Below are 19,577 nucleotides of genomic sequence, written 5' to 3' on the forward strand. Positions count from 1 at the left end.
CTCGAATTCACGTCAAGTGGTGACGATGCTCGACAGGGCGCGGTGTTGCTCGTTCGTGCTGTGCTCGACTGTCGGCGTTGCGCTACGAGCCGCCGAGCCGCGATCGGCTCGCGCGCGCGTGATACCTGTATGGGGTGCTGACGCGGACGACGCCGCACAGGGAGCGAACGAATCGGGCCAACCGGATCCGAGTTTTCCGCCCGGAAGTGACGATGCGACGCTCCGAATCGTCGATGTCGACAGCGATGAACTATTTGTCTCAATGCCGGTTAGTGGAGTGAAACGCGCGGGCCTGCGCTCGCAGTTCGTCGAGCAATACCAGCTTGCCCGTTTCAATTGCCGCCCATATCATTGCCAGCGCCCTGTCGACCGTGGTCGAGGTGCCGAGGAGCAACGGCATATTGTCCGCCGCTGCCGTGCCGACACGGCAGAATCCCAGCTTCATTCTGCTCCCGTCGCGGACGCGACGGACGAACATGCCGGGGCGTACCATGGCCATTGCCCTTCGAACATGCGCCGTTAGCCTCGGCCCGGCCCGGCCCGGATGGCGAACCATCGGTCGTCGGTCTGCGACGGGCCATCCGTCTAGGGAGCCCACCGCCAGCTCTCGGTGCTGCTGGAGGAAATTGAATTCCGGCAACTTCCCTTCTTCGCTGCGATATTCCTTAACGTGTTGCACCTGCTGCGGACCTGTTGCGCCCAATTGCCCCATCTGCAAGGCGTGAAACCGGTGAAACAGGTGAAACAGGTCAAAGTAGAGATGTAGAGAAATCAGCTTCAGGATCACCGACGGATACTGCGACGATTCGCCTCGTGGGCGTTTTCTTCACCCGACCGCGGTCCTTCCAGAAGAAATCAAAAAACGGTCGTTTGACCTGCTGCACCTGCTTTGGCTTTTACTGGGCAAGGCCCTGCGCGTAACAGGTGCCTTGCAAGGTAGAGAGTTGACGTGTTGCAGCCTGCTTCATCAGTCGTCGATCTTGACCTTCATCGCTGCCTCGAAGGCGGCACGCGATTCGCTCCAGCCTGCGACGCTCCACTCGCGTTTCCCGCCGCTCCGCTGACGGTCGCGCCATTCAAACACGCGCTTGATCGTTTTCGCGAAAACCTCCTGCGAGACGCGGTACAAGCGGGGACGGTCGCGCATGTACGACCGATACGCATCGTACAACTCGCGCTTGACGATCGGTTGCGCGTTTTGATCCCAGCTCTTTCCGCAGATCTCGTGGTTTTCCAAGGATTCTTTCAGGAATTCCTCATGCGGCTCAAGTGACGCGGCGCGCTGGGCCTTGAGTGCGTCGGTCTCGGGAACGAGCCGCACGTTAAAGCCGGTGAGATCAAGGCGCAGCAGATATGTGAGCAGTGCGCGCAGTCCCGGCGACTCCTGTCCCGGCTCGTGCGAGGCCCGCCCGGGTCCATACAACTGCTCGTCGATTGCTTTGAAGTAGGCGTGGTCCTGTTTGTGGTCACTGCCGCAGTCGAGCGCGAACAGGCGGCGTTCATCCGACGAAGCAGGAAACACCCATTCCGAGTTCGAGTTCATCGCGACGCGGGCGCAGGACTTCACCGTCATCGCGTCGACGCCCTTGCGCTCTAGCGTGATGGTCGAGCCCGTGATCAAATGCTTGAGCGCGCTCTCGGCCTGCTTGTCGCCCGCCCAGACAGCCTCTTCGGCGACGATCAAGAGCGCCAGGGCTTGGTGAGCATTGAATTGGCCCGTGAGATGAGTTCGCTGGCTCACCGTCACCGCGTGCGGGCCAAGCAAAGCAGCGATCGCCTCCGTCAACTTCGACTTACCCACACCTTTTTCGCCACGAACGACAACTGCAACACTCGGCTTCTCCGCCGGAGATTGGAACAAATGGGCGTACCAGCCGATGAGGTAATTGAAGGCCTCTTGGTCGCCGCGGCAGACGTTCTCCTTAATGTGCGTCAGAATCAAATTGCACTGGCGAGCGGCTTGCCCGGCGCTCATGTCGGCGTAGGGCTCAACCGCCCATCCGCGGAAAAGGTTGAATACACCCTCACGCGCGCCGCCGCCCGGAGCAAAATCGACAGCCTTGTACGTGCTGCGCGCCGGATGCTTCATCCACATATCGGCGATCGGCTGAAGTTTGATCTCGCCGTGCGCGTTCGGCACCTCGACGGTTCGATTGCGGAGCAGCGTCTTGAACGCCTCAGGCTTCAAAAAATTGACCGGCGACGACGCTACGTCAAGCACGACGGCGGAGCCACCGACCAAGGCCACCGCATACTGCATGTTCAGTTCGGCGACGACGTCATCGACCGCTTTCGAGGTGCGCGGCGTCGCCGCCGTACGGGCTCTCAGACGATTCCAGTACCGCTCGCCTTGCTCGCGCCCCTGGCCGCCGTGCGGCCATGGTTCCATGATCTCGACGATGGCCTCGTGCGAGAAACCGCGGTGCACCAGCATGCCGTAAAGGCTCATGTCCATGGCACTGCCAGTCGTATCGATCAGCCCCTGGTCGCTGCCATCCCAGCGTGCGGACAGATCGTGATCCGTCGCCAGCAACGCTTCAAATCGTTGCACTTCTTCCGACACGTCGCCTTTCGAAAGACCGTTGATGACCGGATTTTTTGGGGGCACAATCGCGCGCTCGTTCTGAGGCAGCATCTGCTTCAACTGCTCGAACGCATAGGTGCGCTTGCTCGCGTGAAGCAGTCGGCTCATGCGCGGCTCTTGCGGATAGCCTTTTTTCAACTTCGCCGCAGTCGGCCAATTCAGCGTACCCGGAAGACGCATGATACGGTCGCAGTTGTGCGTGCCGGGCCCCTGAAATGCCAAGCCGACGCGCTCGTTGAGCGCTTCGTATTCCATGTAGTCACCGTCCCCGAACAGCGGGAACGGCGCGTCGAGCTTGAAGAAGGCCTGCAGGCCATTGCCCGAATCAATCAATAACGATGCAATGGGCGCGAGCTTGGCCGCGTGCGTCGTCAGCAGGTGGTCGCGCGCTGCCTCGAAGCTGCCGTGCTGCTTGATGTTCGGGTCGCAGTCGGCCCAGACATAGCGGGCGGTCATGACATCCTGCTTCCCTGGCTTCTTGTCACCGATGATGGCGACATTGGGCAGCCAGTAGATGTTCCACTTCTTCGGGTTCCACTCCCGCACGGCGGCGACAACTTCATCGGCGGTCGTGCAGGTGCGTGCCTGGAGTGCGGGCGGTGTAATTGAATCGATGCCAAGCAACATCAAGGGCAGACCGACGAGCGCGACGAACTTGCGAACTTCGGCTTCGTCGAAGCTCATGCCGGCTCCCGCCAGCGCCACGCGGTCCACAGGACCTGCTACGTGGCCAAAGCATTCGCGGGTCATCGGAGCTTCGGTGGGCGCTTCAAGAACGCTCACTTCGCGCGGGCAATCGGTGTCGGCAAGTTCGCGAAGTGCGTCTGCCGCCGCGGTGGAGTTGAGCGGCGTTGCCACGCTCGGAACGACGGTATTCGTGAAGGTGGACTGCATTATTTCGCGTCCCCCAGCAGCACCTTGCGCAACTCGCCAACGTTCCAACGGGTCGAACCACCGATCTTGCGCGGGGCGGGAAGTGCGCCGCGCTTCGATCGCTCCCACACTGTCGCTACGTTGCAAGCGCACAGCGCCGCAACAGTGCGAACATCGACGGCGGCCGCGTTCGGCAACTCGTCGAAGTCTTTAAGGCATACGTTGCGATTCATCATGAAACCTCGTCTGTTGTTGGAACAAGACGGATTTCAAAATCGGCGCATATGCCTATCAAGAAGTTGAGACGCTACCGCGAGACCCATTGCTGGCGCGGTTTCCACGGCGTTGTTGAATCGGCGTAGTGAATCGGCGCGGCGTTGAATCGGCGCGCCGATCTATTTCCCCGGTGATTTCTTCCCGTTCTTCGCCCGACCACCGGTCAGGCCAGGGGGCATTAGCCTCACAATCGTAGCCGCCTTCAGATAGGTACGACGATCGCCCGGGTAGCCGTTGGCCTTCAATTCGGTTGCAATGGTCGTCGCGATTTCTTCTTTGGTGAGCAATGTGTTGTCGCGGTATAGCTCACGAGACCGCTTTTCGACGTGCGTGGCAATGGCTTCACGGCTGTTCGGCCGGCCAATTTCAAGTCTGACGTGGTCGTCCGGGCGCGGCGATGCCCGATCATGATAGCGTGCGTGGGACTTAAGGCCGCCGGTTGAACGCGCGATTTGCGCAACAGCCTCTAACCACTCGTCGACCCACCGGTGATACACAAGCCCGCGTTGTTGGGCTATCTCAAGCCACTGTGCCATCGTTCGGTTCGCGCCGGGATCAGCCTGCCGAACGCCATCAAATATCAGGCGCAGTTCTCGATATGCTTCGGACACGGACTTCCGGAGGACGATTTTACCGGTTACCGTGTCGCGACTCGGAAGTCCATCAAGGCTTTTCTCCGCAGTTTCTTCGGCGCGATACTGTTCGGCGTACTTGTAGTGTTGCGGATTGATCCCGCATAGGACCAAGGCTGCCTGCGAGGGTGTGACAGGTTGTTCGGGATCAAACCAGCGTTCCGCGCTCATCGTTTCGTCCCACCATCCAGCGACATACGCGGGATCCGACGGTCCTTTTACTCGCGCGACGTCGACCCAGTCTCTGATTGGGTTTTGTGCAACGATTGGGGCGCTAGGCGTTTCGTTAGGATTCACGCCGGCGACTTGGTCGCGACCGGAATCGTGGTTATCGGCGGCGTCGGTAGACTTACTTTCAGACATGGGATTCTTGCTCGTTTCGGACTGTGATCAGGCAGCGTGCGAAGTTACTGCACCCATGCCGCCGTTACCGCCCGATACGGTCGGGCGGCAGTGTTTACGCCATTTCCTGCATCGGAATGACCGCGCCTTTTGCCATGGGCGTCGCAATGAACGCGGCCCAATCGTTCATCATGCACCGCCGCCGCTCCAGTACGTCGCCACGCCAGTAAGCCGCTTCCGATTCGTCGCCTTTCACGTGGGCGAGCGCCACCTCGGCCAGCTCGCGCGGATAGTTCGTCCGTTCGCCAGCCCAATCGCGGAACGTTGAACGAAATCCGTGCGGCGTCGCGTCGAGGTTGGCGCGGCGAAGAATCGCCAATAATGTCATGTCGGAAAGCGTCTTGCCGGTCGGGCTGGGGAAGACGAGGGAGCAAGCATCAGATCGCGGCATGGCCTTGAGCAACGCGACTGCGACATCAGACAGGGGCACGCGATGCTCTTTCTTCGCTTTCATGCGTTCGGCGGGAACGCGCCACACGGCCTTGTCGAGGTCAATTTCGGCCCACGTGGCGCCGCGCACCTCGCCTGAGCGGGCGGCAGTCAGAATGGAAAACTCCAGACAGCGTGCAGCGTGCGTGTCCATCGCTCGTAGAGCAACCATGAAAACGCCCATGTCGTCAATGGGCATGGCTGGATGATTGCGAACCCGCTTCGTTTTGTTCGGTGCAGACAGCAGCTTGTCGAGGTTACCCCGCCACGTTGCCGGGTTGTCGCCCGAGCTGTAGCCCTTGACGCGCGACCAGTCGAGCACGCTCTCAATCCGGCCGCGCAGGCGCGACGCGGTTTCTGTCTTCGTCCTCCAGATGGGTTCGAGCACCGCCAGTACGTGCTCCCGATTGATATGCCCAACCTGAAGCTTTCCCATCACAGGATAAGCATAAGTCGCGAGCGTGTTGCGCCACTGCTCGGCGTGTTTGGAGTTGCTCCATGCAGCCTCTTTCGCATCAATAAAGCGCTTCGCGGCTTCTTCGAACGTGATTTCGCGCGCCTGACTGGCCCGCAGCAGGCTGTTCCTCTCCTTTTGCGCCAGTACCGGATCAACGCCAGCCGCGATTTCGTCGCGTTTTGCCTTGGCTGCTTCGCGAGCTGCTTTGAGCGAGACAGCCGGATAGGCTCCAAGCCCGATCTCGCGCCGTTTGGCGCCAACCATGACGCGCAAGATCCACGAGCGCGCGTTGGTCGCCGTAACCTGCAGCGCGAGCCCGGCAACACCGCCAACCATATGTAAACCAGGTTGTGTCAAACGCGACACCGCCAAGGCGCCCAACTCTTTTGCAATCTTCGGCATCTATGTACCCCACAACCTACCCGCCATAGATTTTACGATTAAAGGCGACGAAACACAACCGTAAGCGATAGACAATTGACGTTTAGGCCGGAAGTGCGTTGAATTGACTGGTAAAATTCAACTGGTTGCGATGAATCACGACTACTTAAGATGCTATATATGGCGGACCGTCTCTCCGCCAGAGCCAGTCATAAAGCCCCGTTACTTCAATGATCAATGAGTAGCGGGGCTTTAGTTTTACTGGGCCGTCAGATAGCCCGTCAGCGGGCAGCATCTGCGTTCTTCGCGTCAATGCGCGACGCGTTCGCGAAATACAGCGATGGACTATTGCGGACGCCTCGCGATCGGCTACGGACAGAAGCGCTTCGCCCATTCAGCCGTCGCGGCCGAATAGAACTCATCGAGCGTGCGAGCCGTACCCGCTTCGATCCCCAGATATCGCGCCGCGTCAGAAAGCGTCGCGAGCGGATCGTCGAGATTCAGCACCGTAGCGCCCGTCTGCTTGCTGAGCTTCTCGCCGTCGTCGTTCGTGACGAGCGGCACATGCAGATACGCAGGCGTCGCCACGCCGAGACACTGCTGCAGATAAATCTGTCGCGCGGTGGAGTCGAGCAGATCGGCGCCGCGCACGACATTCGTGATGCCAGCCTCCGCATCATCGACGACGACCGCCAGTTGATACGCCCACTGTCCATCCGCGCGCTTGAGCACGAAATCGCCGACTTCGGTGGCTAGATCCTGCGACTGCGCGCCTTGCCAGCGATCCACAAGACTCACACGCGCCGCCGCGCCGTCGGGCACGCGAAGCCGCCACGCGCGCGGCGCGCGGCCGTGCAGACCGTCGCGGCAAGTGCCCGGATAGGCGAGCGTCGCGTGCCGCATGTGCGTATTCAATAGGGAATCGGCAATTTCGCGGCGCGTGCAGCCGCAGGGATAAACGAATCCTGCCGCCTGCAAGCTAACGAACGCCGCTTCGTAGGCCTCGTCGCGTTGGCTCTGCCACACGGGCGGCTCGTCCGAGTGCATGTGAAAGCGCGCGAGCGTCGCGAGAATGTCGTCGGCGGCGCCGGGCACGGTGCGCGGACCATCGACGTCTTCGATCCGCACGATCCACGCGCCCCGATGCGCCCGCGCATCAAGCCAGCTCGCCAGCGCGCTCACAAGCGAGCCGATGTGCAGCGGCCCGGTGGGCGAGGGCGCGAATCGTCCGCGATAGCCGCTCACGCCGCGCGCGACTCCCCGCGAGCGTCCGGATGACACGCCGGGCACGTCTTGCCCGGCACGTAGAAATCGGACTTCTGGTCCTCCACGCTCACCACCGTCCGGCAGCCGAAGCATTGCGACGTCGCGGTCGGCTCGAGGTTCGGGTTCAGCGCCGTGCGGTAATCGAACACGAAGCACTCGCCGTTGTAATGCGCGCCGCCGACCTCCTCGAAGTATTTCAGGATGCCGCCTTCGAGCTGATACACGTGATCGATGCCGACTTCCTTCATATGGATCGCCGCCTTTTCGCAGCGAATCCCGCCGGTGCAGAACGACACGACCGTCTTGCCTTCCAAATCAGCGCGATTCTGCTCGATCACCTCCGGAAACTCGCTGAATTTCGTGATGCGGTAATCGAGCGCGTTGTCGAACGTGCCGACATCGACTTCGAACGCGTTGCGCGTATCCAGCATGACGACGGGGCGGCCCTCGTCGTCGTGGCCGCGATCGAGCCAGTTTTTGAGCGTCGGCGCATCGACGAAGGGCGCGCGGCCGAGTTCGGGCCGGATCGCGGGCTTCTTCATCGTGATGATTTCGCGCTTGAGTTTCACCAGCATGCGGCGAAACGGCTGCTTTTCGGAAAGGCTTTCCGTGAACTGCAGATCGGCGAACTTGCCTTCGAAAAGGGCATCGCTGCGAATGTAGTCGATGAACGCGCGGACGTCTTCGATTCCGCCCGCGACAAACAGGTTGATGCCCTCCGGGGCCAGCAGAATCGTGCCCTTCAGGCCGAGCGCGGCGCAGCGCTCGGTCACGAGCGGCCGCCACGCGGCGCCGTCGTCGATGGTTACGAATTTGTAGGCGGAGAGGTTGACGATATTCATGTAGGTTGCTGTGAAAACCGGCGAAGCCAGACAATCCGGCGGCTCGCGAAACCCGTATTATCCCGCAAACCGCGCTGGCGCCCGGATCGGCCGGTCGGCCAATTCGCCGCGCCCCGCGGCGCCTGCTTTCGCGGCCATTTTCAAGACAGAGCGGGGCCTTGTCCGATCGGCCAACGCGGGCGCGAGCGAGAATTTCGCGAAGAGGGGCATGTACAATATCGCCCATGTCAGATCCCCGCTTCGTTCATCTCCGCGTCCACTCCGAGTTCTCGATTGCCGATGGCATCGTGCGTCTGGACGACGTCGTCAAAGCCGCTGCCAAAGACGGTCAGGGCGCGCTCGCGCTCACCGATCTCGGCAACGCGTTCGGTCTCGTGCGCTTCTACAAGGAAGCGCGCGGCAAAGGGGTCAAACCCATCGCCGGCTGCGACGTCTGGATCACGAATCCGGCCGATCGCGACAAACCTTCGCGCCTCGTTTTGCTCGTGCGCGACAAGGTCGGTTATCTCAATTTGTGCGAGTTGCTGAGCCGCGCGTGGCTAACCAATCAATATCGCGGGCGCGCGGAAGTCCAATTCGAATGGCTCGAAGGCGGCCTTGCCGAGGGCCTGCTCGCAATTTCGGGCGCGCAGCAGGGCGACATCGGCATGGCGTTCGCCGCCGGCAACGACCAGGCCGCGCAGCGCAACGCCGAACGCTGGGCGAAGCTCTTTCCGAACGCGTTTTACATCGAATTGCAGCGTGCCGGGCAGCCGGGCGCGGAGACGTACATCCAGCAGGCGGTCGCGCTCGCGGCGAAGCTGAAGCTGCCGGTCGTCGCCACGCACCCGCTGCAGTACATGACGCCCGACGATTTCACCGCCCACGAAGCGCGCGTGTGCATCTCGGAGGGCGACATCCTCGCGAATCCGCGTCGCCAGAAGCGCTTCACGACGGACCAGTATTTCCGCACGCAGGACGAGATGTGCGCGCTGTTCGCGGACATGCCGTCGGCGATCGCGAATACCGTCGAGATCGCCAAGCGCTGCAATCTCACGCTCGAACTCGGCAAGCCGAAGCTGCCGCTCTTCCCGACGCCCGACGGCATGTCGCTCGACGACTATCTCGTGCAGTTGTCGAAGGACGGCCTCGAAGTGCGCTTGGCGCAGCTCTTTCCCGACGAAGCCGAGCGCGAGAAACAGCGCGAAACGTACTACGCGCGCCTCGATTTCGAGTGCAATACCATCATCAAGATGGGCTTCCCGGGCTACTTCCTGATCGTCGCCGACTTCATCATGTGGGCGAAGAACAACGGCGTGCCGGTCGGCCCGGGGCGGGGTTCGGGCGCGGGTTCGCTCGTCGCGTACGCGCTCGGCATCACCGATCTCGATCCGCTGCGCTACAACCTGCTGTTCGAACGTTTCCTGAACCCGGAACGCGTGTCGATGCCCGACTTCGACATCGACTTCTGCCAGGAAGGGCGCGACCGCGTCATTCAATACGTGAAGCAGAAGTACGGCGCGGACGCCGTCTCGCAGATCGCGACCTTCGGCACGATGGCGGCGAAGGCGGCGGTGCGCGACATCGGCCGGGTGCTCGATCTCGGCTACATGTTCACCGACGGCATCGCGAAGCTGATTCCGTTCAAGCCGGGCAAGCACGTCACCATCGCCGACGCGATGAAGGAAGAGCCCGCGCTGCAGGAGCGCTTCGACAACGAAGACGAAGTGCACCAGTTGCTGGAGCTCGCGCAGCGCGTCGAAGGCTTGACGCGTAACGTCGGCATGCACGCGGGCGGCGTGCTGATTGCGCCCGGAAAGCTCACGGATTTTTGCCCGCTCTACACGCAGGGCGAGGACGGCGGCGTCGTCAGCCAGTACGACAAGGACGACGTCGAAGCCGTCGGCCTCGTCAAGTTCGACTTCTTGGGCCTGACCACGCTCACCATCCTGGATTGGGCGGAGCGTTACATCCGCCGGCTCGATCCGTCGAAGGAAAACTGGAATCTCGCGCAGGTTCCGCTCGACGATCCCGCTTCGTTCAGCATCCTCAAGAAAGCGAACACCGTCGCCGTGTTCCAGCTTGAAAGCCGCGGCATGCAGGGCATGCTGAAGGACGCGCAGCCGGACCGCTTCGAGGACATCATTGCGCTCGTGGCGCTGTACCGGCCGGGTCCGATGGACCTGATTCCGAGCTTCTGCGCGCGGAAGCATGGGCGCGAGATCGTCGAATATCCGGACCCGCGCGTCGAACCCGTCCTGAAAGAGACCTACGGCATCATGGTCTACCAGGAGCAGGTGATGCAGATGGCGCAGATCATCGGCGGCTATTCGCTCGGTGGCGCCGACTTGCTGCGCCGCGCGATGGGCAAGAAGAAAGCCGAGGAGATGGCGCAGCATCGCGAGCTGTTCCGGCAGGGCGCAGCGGTCAACGGCCTGACGGCAACGAAAGCCGACGAAATCTTCGACTTGATGGAAAAGTTCGCGGGCTACGGCTTCAACAAGTCGCACGCGGCGGCTTACGCGCTCCTGGCCTACTACACGGCTTGGCTCAAGGCGCACCATCCGGCCGAATTCATGGCGGCCAACATGTCGCTCGCCATGGACGACACCGACAAGGTCAAGATCCTGTTCGAGGACTGCCTGAACAACGGCATGTCGGTGCTGCCACCGAACATCAACCAGTCGGCGTATCGCTTCGAGCCGGTTCCGGAAGCCGACGGCAAGCGCTCTAAGACGATCCGCTACGGCCTCGGCGCCGTGAAGGGCAGCGGCCAGAACGCGATCGAGGAAATCCTGCGCGTGCGCGAAGAAGCGCCGTTCACCGATCTCTTCGATTTCTGCCTGCGCGTCGACCGGCGCGTCGTGAACCGCCGCACGGTCGAGGCGCTGATCCGCGCCGGCGCGTTCGACGCGCTCCACGAGAACCGCGCGCAACTGATCGCCTCCGTCCCGCTCGCGATGGAAGCCGCCGACCAGGCCGCCGCCAACGCGATGCAGGCCGGTCTCTTCGACATGGGCGACCATCCGCAGCAGGGCCACGAACTCGTCGACGAACCCGCGTGGTCGGACAAGAAGCGCCTGCAGGAAGAAAAGACGGCGCTCGGCTTCTACCTGTCGGGCCATTTGTTCGACGCCTACAAATCCGAAGTGCGACGCTTCGTGCGCCAGAAGATCGGCGAATTGAAGGAAGGGCGCGACAAGCTCGTCGCGGGCGTCATCACGATGATGCGCACGCAGATGACCCAGCGCGGCAAGATGCTGATCGTCAATCTCGACGACGGCACCGGCCAGTGCGAAGTCACCGTCTTCAACGAGCAGTTCGAGGCCAACAAGGCGCTCTTCAAGGAAGACGAGCTGCTCGTCGTGCAGGGCCAGGCACGCAACGATGCGTTCACGGGCGGCATCCGCTTCACGGTCGAATCGGCGATGGACCTCGAACGCGCGCGCAGCCGTTATGCGCAGGCGGTTAAGCTCGAGATGAACGGCAACGCCGATGCGCTGCGCCTGAAACGCGTGCTCGAAGCGCATTGCGCCGGGCCCGACGAACCGGCGAGCGCCCCCGCGCCGATGCCCTCGCGCGGCGGCCAGCGTGGCGAGCGCGACTTCGGCCGGGGACAGCGCCAGCCGGTGCACATCCCGAGCGGCCTGAACGTGAGCATCGTGTATCGCAGCGAGCACGCCGAAGGCGAAGTGCGACTCGGCGATGCCTGGCGCGTCAAGCCCACCGACGATCTCATCACGGCGCTGCGCGGCGAATTCGCCGGCAGCTCGATCGAGATCGTCTATTGATGCGACTCGGCATCTCCGCCAACGCGCTGCGCTTGAGCGGCGGCCTCGAACGCTACGCGATGGACCTCGTGCGCGGCCTCGCGGAAGCCGGATTCACCGGCAGCCGCAAGCCCGCGTTCTTCGCGCGCAAGATCGACGCGTCGCTGCCGGAGGCGCAACTCGTCGAGGCGCACCGGATCAAAGTCGGCTTGCTGCCCGGCAAGTTTCGCGACGCGTGGTTCTCCTGGGCGCTCAGGCGCGCGCGCCGCAAGGCGCAGGTGGACGTGCTGATCGGCTGCAATCGGGTGGAATCGTCGGAGATCGCGATTTGCGGCGGCACGCATATCGGCTTTCTGAAGGCCACCGGGCGGCGCGAAAAGCAGTCGGATAGCCGGCAGATCGCGCTGGAGAAGCGCCAGTACCGCGCCGCGCGCGTGATCGTCGCGCATTCGAAGCTGATGCGCGACGAACTGCGCACGCTCTACGGCATCGACGACCGGAAGATTCGCGTGCTGTATCCGCCGGTGGACAGCCGGCGCTTTTCCCCAGTCGATGCCCCGACGCGCGCGAAACTGCGCAAGCAGTTCAATTTCGCCGACGACGAAATCGTGCTGCTGTTTCCGTCGAGCAGCCATGTGCGAAAAGGCTTGCCGCTGATCGAAAAAGCGCTGGCCGGCACGACGCTGCCGGTGGTCGTCGCGGTTGCGGGGCGCGCGCCGGAGAAGCCGTCGGCGTGCGTGCGCTATATCGGCTACGCGAAAAATATCGAGGATTGCTACCGCGCCGCCGATTTCACGATCCTAGCCTCGACCTACGAGCCGTTCGGGCTCGTCGGAGTGGAGTCGGTGATGTGTGGCACGCCGGTGATCTTTCCACAGAGCATCGGCTGCTGCGATGCGATCGCGGACCACGCGAAGCACATCTTCTGTTCCGGCGACGCCGCCGATCTGCGCCGCGTCATCGAGCAGGCGGTTCAGGCGCCGCCAGCGCGCGAACTCGTGTCGCGCGAGGCGATTCTCTACGACGCGGACGTTTCCGTGCACGTCGCGGAGCTGCTCGCGCTCGCAAACAATATCCACGCGAGCCGCTGACGCTTCAATGTGGCTCGTTCAGTTGCGCGAGCTTCAGGAAACGGTAATAGACCGTTTGCGCGTTTACGACCGCGATCATGAAGCCGGTGCGGCCGTCGAGAAAGCCGCGCCGCAGAAAATACGTCCGCAGGAACGCCCACGCGCCGCGCGTCACCGCGATGCTGAAGCTGCCGCGCTTGCCCGCCGCGTGGCGCTGTTCGGCGCCGGCGCTCGAATACGCGTCGAGCTTGCGCAGCACCGTCTCGAAATCCTCGTACGAGTAGTGCATGAGCCGGCCTTCGAGCCGCGCGACCGGCTTTCCCGTCGACAGCACGAGGCGCTCGTGCACGAGATCGTCGGAAAAGCGCGCCGTGCCGCGTTTGAAGAGGCGCGGGATCCAGTCCGGATACCAGCCGCTGTGCCGCACCCACACGCCGCAGAAGCTCGACAGCCGATCGACCGAATAGACATCGGAGCGCGGGTCTGTGATCGCTGCGCGAATCGATGCGGCTAGTTCAGGCGTGACGACTTCGTCGGCGTCGATGGAGAGCACCCAGTCGGTGGAAAGCGCGTCGAGCGCGCGGTTTTTCTGCGGGCCGAAGCCCGGCCAGTCGCGCGCTTCGATCACGCGCGCGCGATGCGCCTCGGCGATGCCGGCGGTCGCATCGGTGCTGCCGCCGTCGATCACGACGATCTCGTCGGCGAACGAGACAGCCGACAGGCACTGGGCGAGCCGGGCCGCCGCGTTATACGTGATGATGGCGATGCCGAGGGTAGGCTGGGTCATGGAGCGTGTGGGGTATTCACGGAGACCCGTGTTGACGCGGTTGAACGCTTGGGAAGCGAGGGGCGCGGCTGCGGACGCCATTCGATGGTGAAATCGCTGGAGGCGATGTTCCGGATCACGCCCGCAAGTGCCATTTGATGAAAAAGAACGGGCTCAGGAGCCACGGGCACGTCGCATACACGAACATGCGAATGCGAAATCCTGCGCTTACGTTTGCCGCTCCCACGAGCATGGCGAGCTTTCGCGACAACGGCTGGTTACTGAAAACCGCTGCGACATACTCCTCGCGCGCCGCTTTCTTGGCCAGAAGCGCACGCATCTTGTCGCCCGCGCCGACTCGGTTTGCGTCGCGTTGCAATTGCCGTGTCTCGCCCGTGCCGTTCACATTCGCGAGCTTGATGCGCGCGACGAACTCGCCCGGCGTGCGCCAGCGGCGCTTCCTCGACAAGCCGCCACGCCGATACTGCACGAGCGGTTCGCGCAGCGTGAAGGCGCCGCCGCTCATGATCGCGCGAAACACCATGATCTGATCTTCGCCGTAGATGCCTGGCTCCATCGGGCCGAATTCGGTAAAGAGCCGCCGAGCCCAGGCGTGCGCCGCGCCCACGACGTGCGGCCGGCTGCGCGACCAGTCGTCGAAGCCCTGATAGCCGGATAGGTCGGTCACCGTTAGGATGTCGTGGACGTTGCCGGCGGCGTCGAGGTCCTGCAGGTCGGTGGCGATCAGGCCGTAGCGCTTGCCGCTTTCGATCCAAGCGTTCATCACACGCTCGCATCGCTGGGGCATGGAGATGTCGTCGCCTGCGGCCACGAAGAGGAGTTGTCCCGAAGCCCTAGCGGCGAGCGCGCTCAAATGCGCGCTGATGCCGAGGTTCGTCTCGTTTCGAAAGAGGCGCACCGTATGCGGACCGTCGTAGCCGCTAACGCATTTCTCAGCAATGGCGAACGTGTCGTCCGTGGAGGCATCGTCCGAGATGAGGACTTCCAGTGGCGTCCAGGTCTGGGACAGTGCGCCCCGAATGGCGTCAGCGACGCTATGTTGCTGATTGAAGGTGATAAGCATCAGGCTCGCGAGCGGCGCAGCCGGCTCTCGATGAGGCGTTGCGGGCATTTCTGTTCCAGAGAGCGTCTTAAGGCCTGGGCATGAACGGCATCGGGTATCTCGCGAAGCACGCGTCCGGTATGCGCCAGGCGGCTGCGGCTATAATAGCGCGGGTTTTTGGGACAAGCGAACGGACCAGCGGGTCCACCCACTTCATGATTCTGGAAAAAAGTCTACGCTTTCTCATTGCCGGTCTTGTTTTTCTGGCACCGGCGACTACGCTGGTCATGCGCGGGGGAACTGGCTACTGTTTCTTCGCATTACTTTTCCTTGCACTGGCGCTCGCCTTTACGAAGCGATATCGGCTGGACCCGAGGCTATTGTTCAAGGCGTTCCCGCTCTACACCGCCGGCATGCTCGTTTTCATGGTGCTGCTGCCCGCCCAGCAAGCTGTCGAAGGATATTACCTGCCACGCGAATTCGACGGCATGTCGCGCTTCGCGCTCAGTCTGCCGATCTTCCTTCTGCTCGCGAACGTACCGGTCAAGTCGCTGAAAGCGATTGGCTGGGGCTGCGCATTCGGCGCGATCGGCGCTGGGCTGTGGGCGCTCGACAGTGCCATGCACATGACGGCGACAGAGCTCGCGCGCCTCGGCAACGCCTACACGAACCCGATTCCGTATGGCAATACGGCGCTCCTGCTCGGCTTTCTTTCTGCGATGTCGATACGGTGGGATACCGACCACAAGCGGATCGCAGTGTCGGTCAAGTTGCTCGGTCTCGCAGCGGGCATTTACGCGTCGTATATGTCGGGCACGCGTGGCGGCTGGCTTGCGATACCGCTCTTCCTTGTGCTGTGCTCGCTGAATTTCGGCTGGATCAGGCACAAGCGGCACTGGTTTGCGGCCGTTGCGGCAGCGGTGATCGCGATGTCAGCGCTCCTCGCCACGCCGCACGGACAGGAGCGGCTGACGGCGACGAAGTCGGATCTGACGCGCCTGGAATACGGAGCGGCCGCCGACAGCTCGATCGGTGCCCGCTTGCAACTGTGGCGGGCGTCGCTGCGGCTTTTCGAGGCCCATCCGGCGCTGGGCATCGGCAAGGGGCGGCTCGAATCGTCGTTGCGGGAGATGGCGAAGGCGGGCGAGGTGTCGCCGCTCGTCGTCAACCAGCGTGCGCACAGCGAGTTTTTCTCGACGATCGCGGAACTCGGCGGCGCGGGTGTTCTCTGCCTTGCGCTGCTGTACGCGGGACCGCTCGTCTATTTCATCCGACACCGCAAATCGCCGAACAGCGATGTGTCGACGGCTGCATATTGCGGCATCGCCGTATCCGGCTCGGTTATCATCTTTGGCTTGAGTATCGATGTCTTCACGGTCGTCATGAGCACCGCGCTGATCGCGCTGTTCTGGGCCGTGCTGCTCGCCGTCATCGCCCACGACGCGCGCATGCCGCTGGGCAAGCCGGGCACGGGTCCGTCCGCCTGAAGGGCGCGCGACGCGGCATTTTACGCGGCGCGCACCATCGATCTTCCGGGTGCGGCCGCGATCGTCACGCCCTGATTGTTGTACAGCGAAGTGAGGTGCGTTTTTGAATCAGCAAGCGAGTTTAAGCAAGACCATCGGCGGGGGCCAAACCACGTCGCCCACGGCCGTGATGAGGCGCTTGTGGCCTTACATCAAGCCGCTGATGGGCATCGTGATCCTCGGCCTCATCGCGATGGGTTTCGTCGCCGCGAGCGAGGCCGGCATTCCGATGCTGCTCAAGCCGCTACTCGACCACGGTTTCGGCGCGAAGGGCAGCGACAAGGCCATCTGGGTCGTGCCGGCCGCGGTGATCGGGCTGTCGGTCGTGCGCGGGGTTGCGCAATACGCGTCGGGCTATCTGCTCTCGTACGTGTCGAACAAGATTCTGCTGCAACTGCGGCTCAAGATGTTCGAACGCATGATCCACACGAGCGCGGGCTTCTTTCAGCGCGAGACGGCGAGCACGGTCATCAACGCGATTGTCTTCGAGGTCAATCAGATCCTGCAGGTACTTTCCAGCGTCATCGTCACGCTGGTGCGCGATTCGCTCACGGTCGTGTTCCTGCTCGGCTATCTGTTCATCCTCAACTGGCGCCTGACGCTCATCGTCGCGGTGATCCTGCCGGGCATCGGGTGGCTCGTGTCCAAGATCAACCGGCGTCTGCGGCGCCTGAACCGCGAGCATCAAATGCTCACGAACGAGCTGTCGTACATCGTCGAGGAGACGGTGGGCGGCTACAAGGTCGTCAAGGTGAACAATGGCGAGCCCTACGAAATGGGCCGCTTCAACGAAATGAGCCACCGCCTGCGCGGCTATTCGATGCGCATGCAGGTCTCCGGCGGCCTCGCGCAGCCGCTCACGCAGTTTCTCGCGTCGATCGCGCTCGCCATCGTGATCACGATCGCGGTCGTGCAATCGGCGAGCGACCAGACTACGGTCGGCGGCTTCGTCGCGTTCGTCACGTCGATGCTGCTCGTGATTTCGCCGCTCAAGCACCTGATCGACATCAACCAGCCGATGCAGCGCGGCATGACGGCGGCGGAACTCATCTTCGGCCTGATCGATGAACCAGCCGAGCCGGATGGTGGCGGCCGTCCGCTTGAGCGCGCGAAGGGTCACGTCGAGTTCCGCGAAGTGTCGTTCAACTACGGCTCCCCCGACCGGCCGACGCTCGATCGCGTGTCGTTCAAGGTCGCGCCGGGCGAGATGGTCGCGCTCGCGGGACCGTCGGGCAGCGGCAAGACGACGCTCGTCAACCTGCTGCCGCGCTTCTTCGATCCGACGCAGGGCGAAGTGCTCATCGACGGCGTGCCGCTCACCGAATACAGTCTGCATGACGTGCGCAGCCAGCTCGCGATGGTGAGCCAGGACGTCGTGCTCTTCAACGACACGATCGCGGCGAACGTCGCGTACGGCACGACGCCCGATCGTGACCGCGTGCAGGCAGCGCTCGTGGCGGCGAATCTCGCGGATGTCGTCGCGGCGATGCCCGACGGCGTCCATACGCTCGTCGGCGGCAATGGCATGCGGTTGTCGGGCGGGCAGCGTCAGCGGCTCGCGATTGCGCGCGCGATCTACAAGGACGCGCCGATCCTGATCCTCGACGAAGCGACTTCCGCCCTCGATTCCGAATCCGAGCGCCACGTGCAGTCCGCGCTCGAAACGCTGATGAAGGGCCGCACGACGCTCGTGATCGCGCACCGGCTGTCGACCATCGAGCGCGCGGACCGCATCCTCGTGATGGAGGCGGGGCGTATCGCCGAGCAGGGCAGTCACGCCGAGTTGCTGCAGCACGACGGGCTCTACGCGCACCTGCACCGGATTCAGTATCAGCAGCAGGCGGCGTGAGGCGTCTTTTGATCAACCGGGCGGCTCACGCCCGTAACGTGGCAGCAGAATGAAGCGAATTTTGGTGGTGAAGGTCACCTCGCTCGGTGATGTGATACATGCCCAATCGGTCGTGGGCGACCTGCATCGGGCGTTCCCTGGCGTGACGATCGACTGGGCCGTCGACGACGCCTTCGCCGACATTCCGCGCTGGAACCCAGGCGTCGCACGCGTGTTGTGCGCTCCTCTCAGACGCTTCAAGAAGATGCGCAGCCTGGGCGATCTGTCGGCGATCTGGTCGTCGATTTCGGATCTGCGGCAGGAACGTTATGACGCCGTGCTGGATCTTCACGGCGTCTACAAGAGCGCGATCATTTCGTTCCTGACGCGTTCGAAGCGCCGCTTCGGCTATTCGGCGGTGAATCTGGGCGAGCGCGGCGCCGCGTTCGCCTACACCCATCGATTCGCGCCGCGCAACGATGCCAACGCGTGGGAAGGCATGCGCCGCACGCTCAGCGAGACGTTCGGCTATTCGATCGAGGCCGTCCCGCCTACCGTCTTCTCGATCCCGAAGCCCGCCACGAAGCCCGAGGCGATGAAGGACATGCCGTTTGCGCTGCTGTTTCACGCGACGTCGAAGGACGAGAAGAAGTGGCCGACGGCCAACTGGATCGCGGTGGGGCGCTCGCTTCTGGAGCGTGGGATTACACCGCTGATTCCGTGGGGCTCCGAGGGCGAATTGCGTGAAGCGGAGGCGATCGCCCAAGGGCTGGAGGGCGCAAGGGTGCTGCCGAAGCTGTCGATCCAGGAGATCGCGCAGCATGTGGAACTGGCGGCGCTCGTCGTCGGGACGGATACGGGGCTCGTGCACCTCGCCACCGCGCTGCGCAAGCCGACGGTGATGATCTTCACCGCGACGTCGCGGCCGCATTTCGGGGTGGAGATTCCGGGGGTGGTGCGGTCCATCGGAGATGATGGAAGGGCGCCGTCGGTGGAGGAGGCGCTGGAGGCGATCGAGGGGGTGAGTGGGCGAGGCGCGGCTATTTAGGCGCGCGCCTCTATCGCAAGGTTATGCGGATTCGATTCGCAATGACCTGAATTCAACGATCATTTTCAACGCCGACTGTCGCAGCGACCAGAGCGAGATGTATCGGCTCTTTTTCGGAGAATCGATCAGACTTTTCGAGCGCTTTCAGGGCTTGGTCGTAGCGCGGCGTGCCAGGTTCCAGAAACTTGATGTCGTAGACAATGTTGAGAAGGCCGTAGTGTTCGATCACGCATCTGGTCGTTTCGGCGAATGTCACGGTTGCGCGCCGATCATCCAGTTTTAGTCCCAATGTCAGGCTATCGCCGTCATCCGTTACGGCGAGGATGTCGATATACCAATCGTGAATATAAGTGAAGCTTTTGAGGTCGTTCATGATTGGAGTGAG

At 62.7% G+C, this 19,577-nt stretch carries 15 protein-coding genes; 5 read left to right on the plus strand and 10 right to left on the minus strand.

The annotated features are described in order from the left end of the window. Positions 1-259 precede the first annotated feature (259 nt). From AWB67_RS11300 to AWB67_RS11330, 7 genes are all read right to left on the minus strand, one after another. Complete coding sequence (locus AWB67_RS11300) at positions 260-787, minus strand: hypothetical protein (RefSeq protein ID WP_087656333.1); 528 nt, start codon at positions 785-787, stop codon at positions 260-262. Positions 788-967: 180 nt separating this feature from the next. Continuing rightward, positions 968-3,478, minus strand: a complete 2,511-nt coding sequence (locus AWB67_RS11305) for a DUF5906 domain-containing protein (protein WP_087656334.1) — start codon at positions 3,476-3,478, stop codon at positions 968-970. Next, positions 3,478-3,693 carry a helix-turn-helix transcriptional regulator gene (locus tag AWB67_RS11310; protein ID WP_374729813.1) on the minus strand — a complete coding sequence of 72 codons (216 nt, stop codon included), beginning with the start codon at positions 3,691-3,693 and terminating at the stop codon, positions 3,478-3,480. Before AWB67_RS11310 ends, AWB67_RS11305 begins: the two co-directional genes overlap by 1 nt. A gap of 159 nt (positions 3,694-3,852) precedes the next feature. Beyond that, positions 3,853-4,728 (minus strand): hypothetical protein, encoded by an 876-nt coding sequence (locus AWB67_RS11315; protein WP_087656335.1) that lies wholly within the window; start codon positions 4,726-4,728, stop codon positions 3,853-3,855. Between the two features lie 94 nt (positions 4,729-4,822). Continuing rightward, positions 4,823-6,055 carry a tyrosine-type recombinase/integrase gene (locus AWB67_RS11320; RefSeq protein WP_087656336.1) on the minus strand — a complete coding sequence of 411 codons (1,233 nt, stop codon included), beginning with the start codon at positions 6,053-6,055 and terminating at the stop codon, positions 4,823-4,825. A gap of 348 nt (positions 6,056-6,403) precedes the next feature. After that, positions 6,404-7,279, minus strand: a complete 876-nt coding sequence (gene gluQRS / locus AWB67_RS11325; protein WP_235025116.1) for a tRNA glutamyl-Q(34) synthetase GluQRS — start codon at positions 7,277-7,279, stop codon at positions 6,404-6,406. Then, positions 7,276-8,142, minus strand: coding sequence for a sulfurtransferase (locus AWB67_RS11330; protein WP_087656338.1), 867 nt, complete (start codon positions 8,140-8,142; stop codon positions 7,276-7,278). The genes gluQRS and AWB67_RS11330 overlap by 4 nt, the downstream gene beginning before the upstream one ends. A 215-nt stretch (positions 8,143-8,357) precedes the next feature. Between AWB67_RS11330 and dnaE the strand changes: the two genes are divergently transcribed. Then, complete coding sequence (dnaE, locus tag AWB67_RS11335) at positions 8,358-11,912, plus strand: DNA polymerase III subunit alpha (RefSeq protein WP_200822209.1); 3,555 nt, start codon at positions 8,358-8,360, stop codon at positions 11,910-11,912. Beyond that, positions 11,912-12,982 carry a glycosyltransferase family 4 protein gene (locus AWB67_RS11340; protein WP_087656340.1) on the plus strand — a complete coding sequence of 357 codons (1,071 nt, stop codon included), beginning with the start codon at positions 11,912-11,914 and terminating at the stop codon, positions 12,980-12,982. Before dnaE ends, AWB67_RS11340 begins: the two co-directional genes overlap by 1 nt. Positions 12,983-12,986: 4 nt before the next feature. Here the strand turns inward: AWB67_RS11340 and AWB67_RS11345 are convergent, their stop codons facing one another. Continuing rightward, a complete protein-coding gene (locus AWB67_RS11345) occupies positions 12,987-13,748 on the minus strand; it encodes a glycosyltransferase family 2 protein (protein WP_087656341.1) in 762 nt (253 codons plus the stop codon). Positions 13,749-13,863: 115 nt separating this feature from the next. Further along, entirely contained in the window at positions 13,864-14,859 is a 996-nt protein-coding gene (locus AWB67_RS11350; protein ID WP_235025106.1) for a glycosyltransferase family 2 protein, read from the minus strand. 311 nt (positions 14,860-15,170) lie between these two features. On the opposite strand from AWB67_RS11350, the gene AWB67_RS11355 reads away from it, so the two are divergent. From AWB67_RS11355 to waaC, 3 genes are all read left to right on the plus strand, one after another. After that, entirely contained in the window at positions 15,171-16,277 is a 1,107-nt protein-coding gene (locus tag AWB67_RS11355) for an O-antigen ligase family protein (protein WP_235025107.1), read from the plus strand. A 169-nt stretch (positions 16,278-16,446) separates the two neighbouring features. Next, on the plus strand, positions 16,447-18,165 hold the full coding sequence (gene msbA / locus AWB67_RS11360) for a lipid A export permease/ATP-binding protein MsbA (protein ID WP_200822210.1): 1,719 nt from the start codon (positions 16,447-16,449) through the stop codon (positions 18,163-18,165). A 49-nt stretch (positions 18,166-18,214) separates the two neighbouring features. Continuing rightward, entirely contained in the window at positions 18,215-19,192 is a 978-nt protein-coding gene (gene waaC, locus AWB67_RS11365; RefSeq protein ID WP_087656343.1) for a lipopolysaccharide heptosyltransferase I, read from the plus strand. Between the two features lie 52 nt (positions 19,193-19,244). Here the strand turns inward: waaC and AWB67_RS11370 are convergent, their stop codons facing one another. Beyond that, positions 19,245-19,565, minus strand: a complete 321-nt coding sequence (locus AWB67_RS11370) for a hypothetical protein (RefSeq protein WP_087656344.1) — start codon at positions 19,563-19,565, stop codon at positions 19,245-19,247. Positions 19,566-19,577 lie beyond the last annotated feature (12 nt).

It is taken from the genome of Caballeronia terrestris (assembly GCF_001544515.1).
Taxonomy (GTDB): domain Bacteria; phylum Pseudomonadota; class Gammaproteobacteria; order Burkholderiales; family Burkholderiaceae; genus Caballeronia; species Caballeronia terrestris.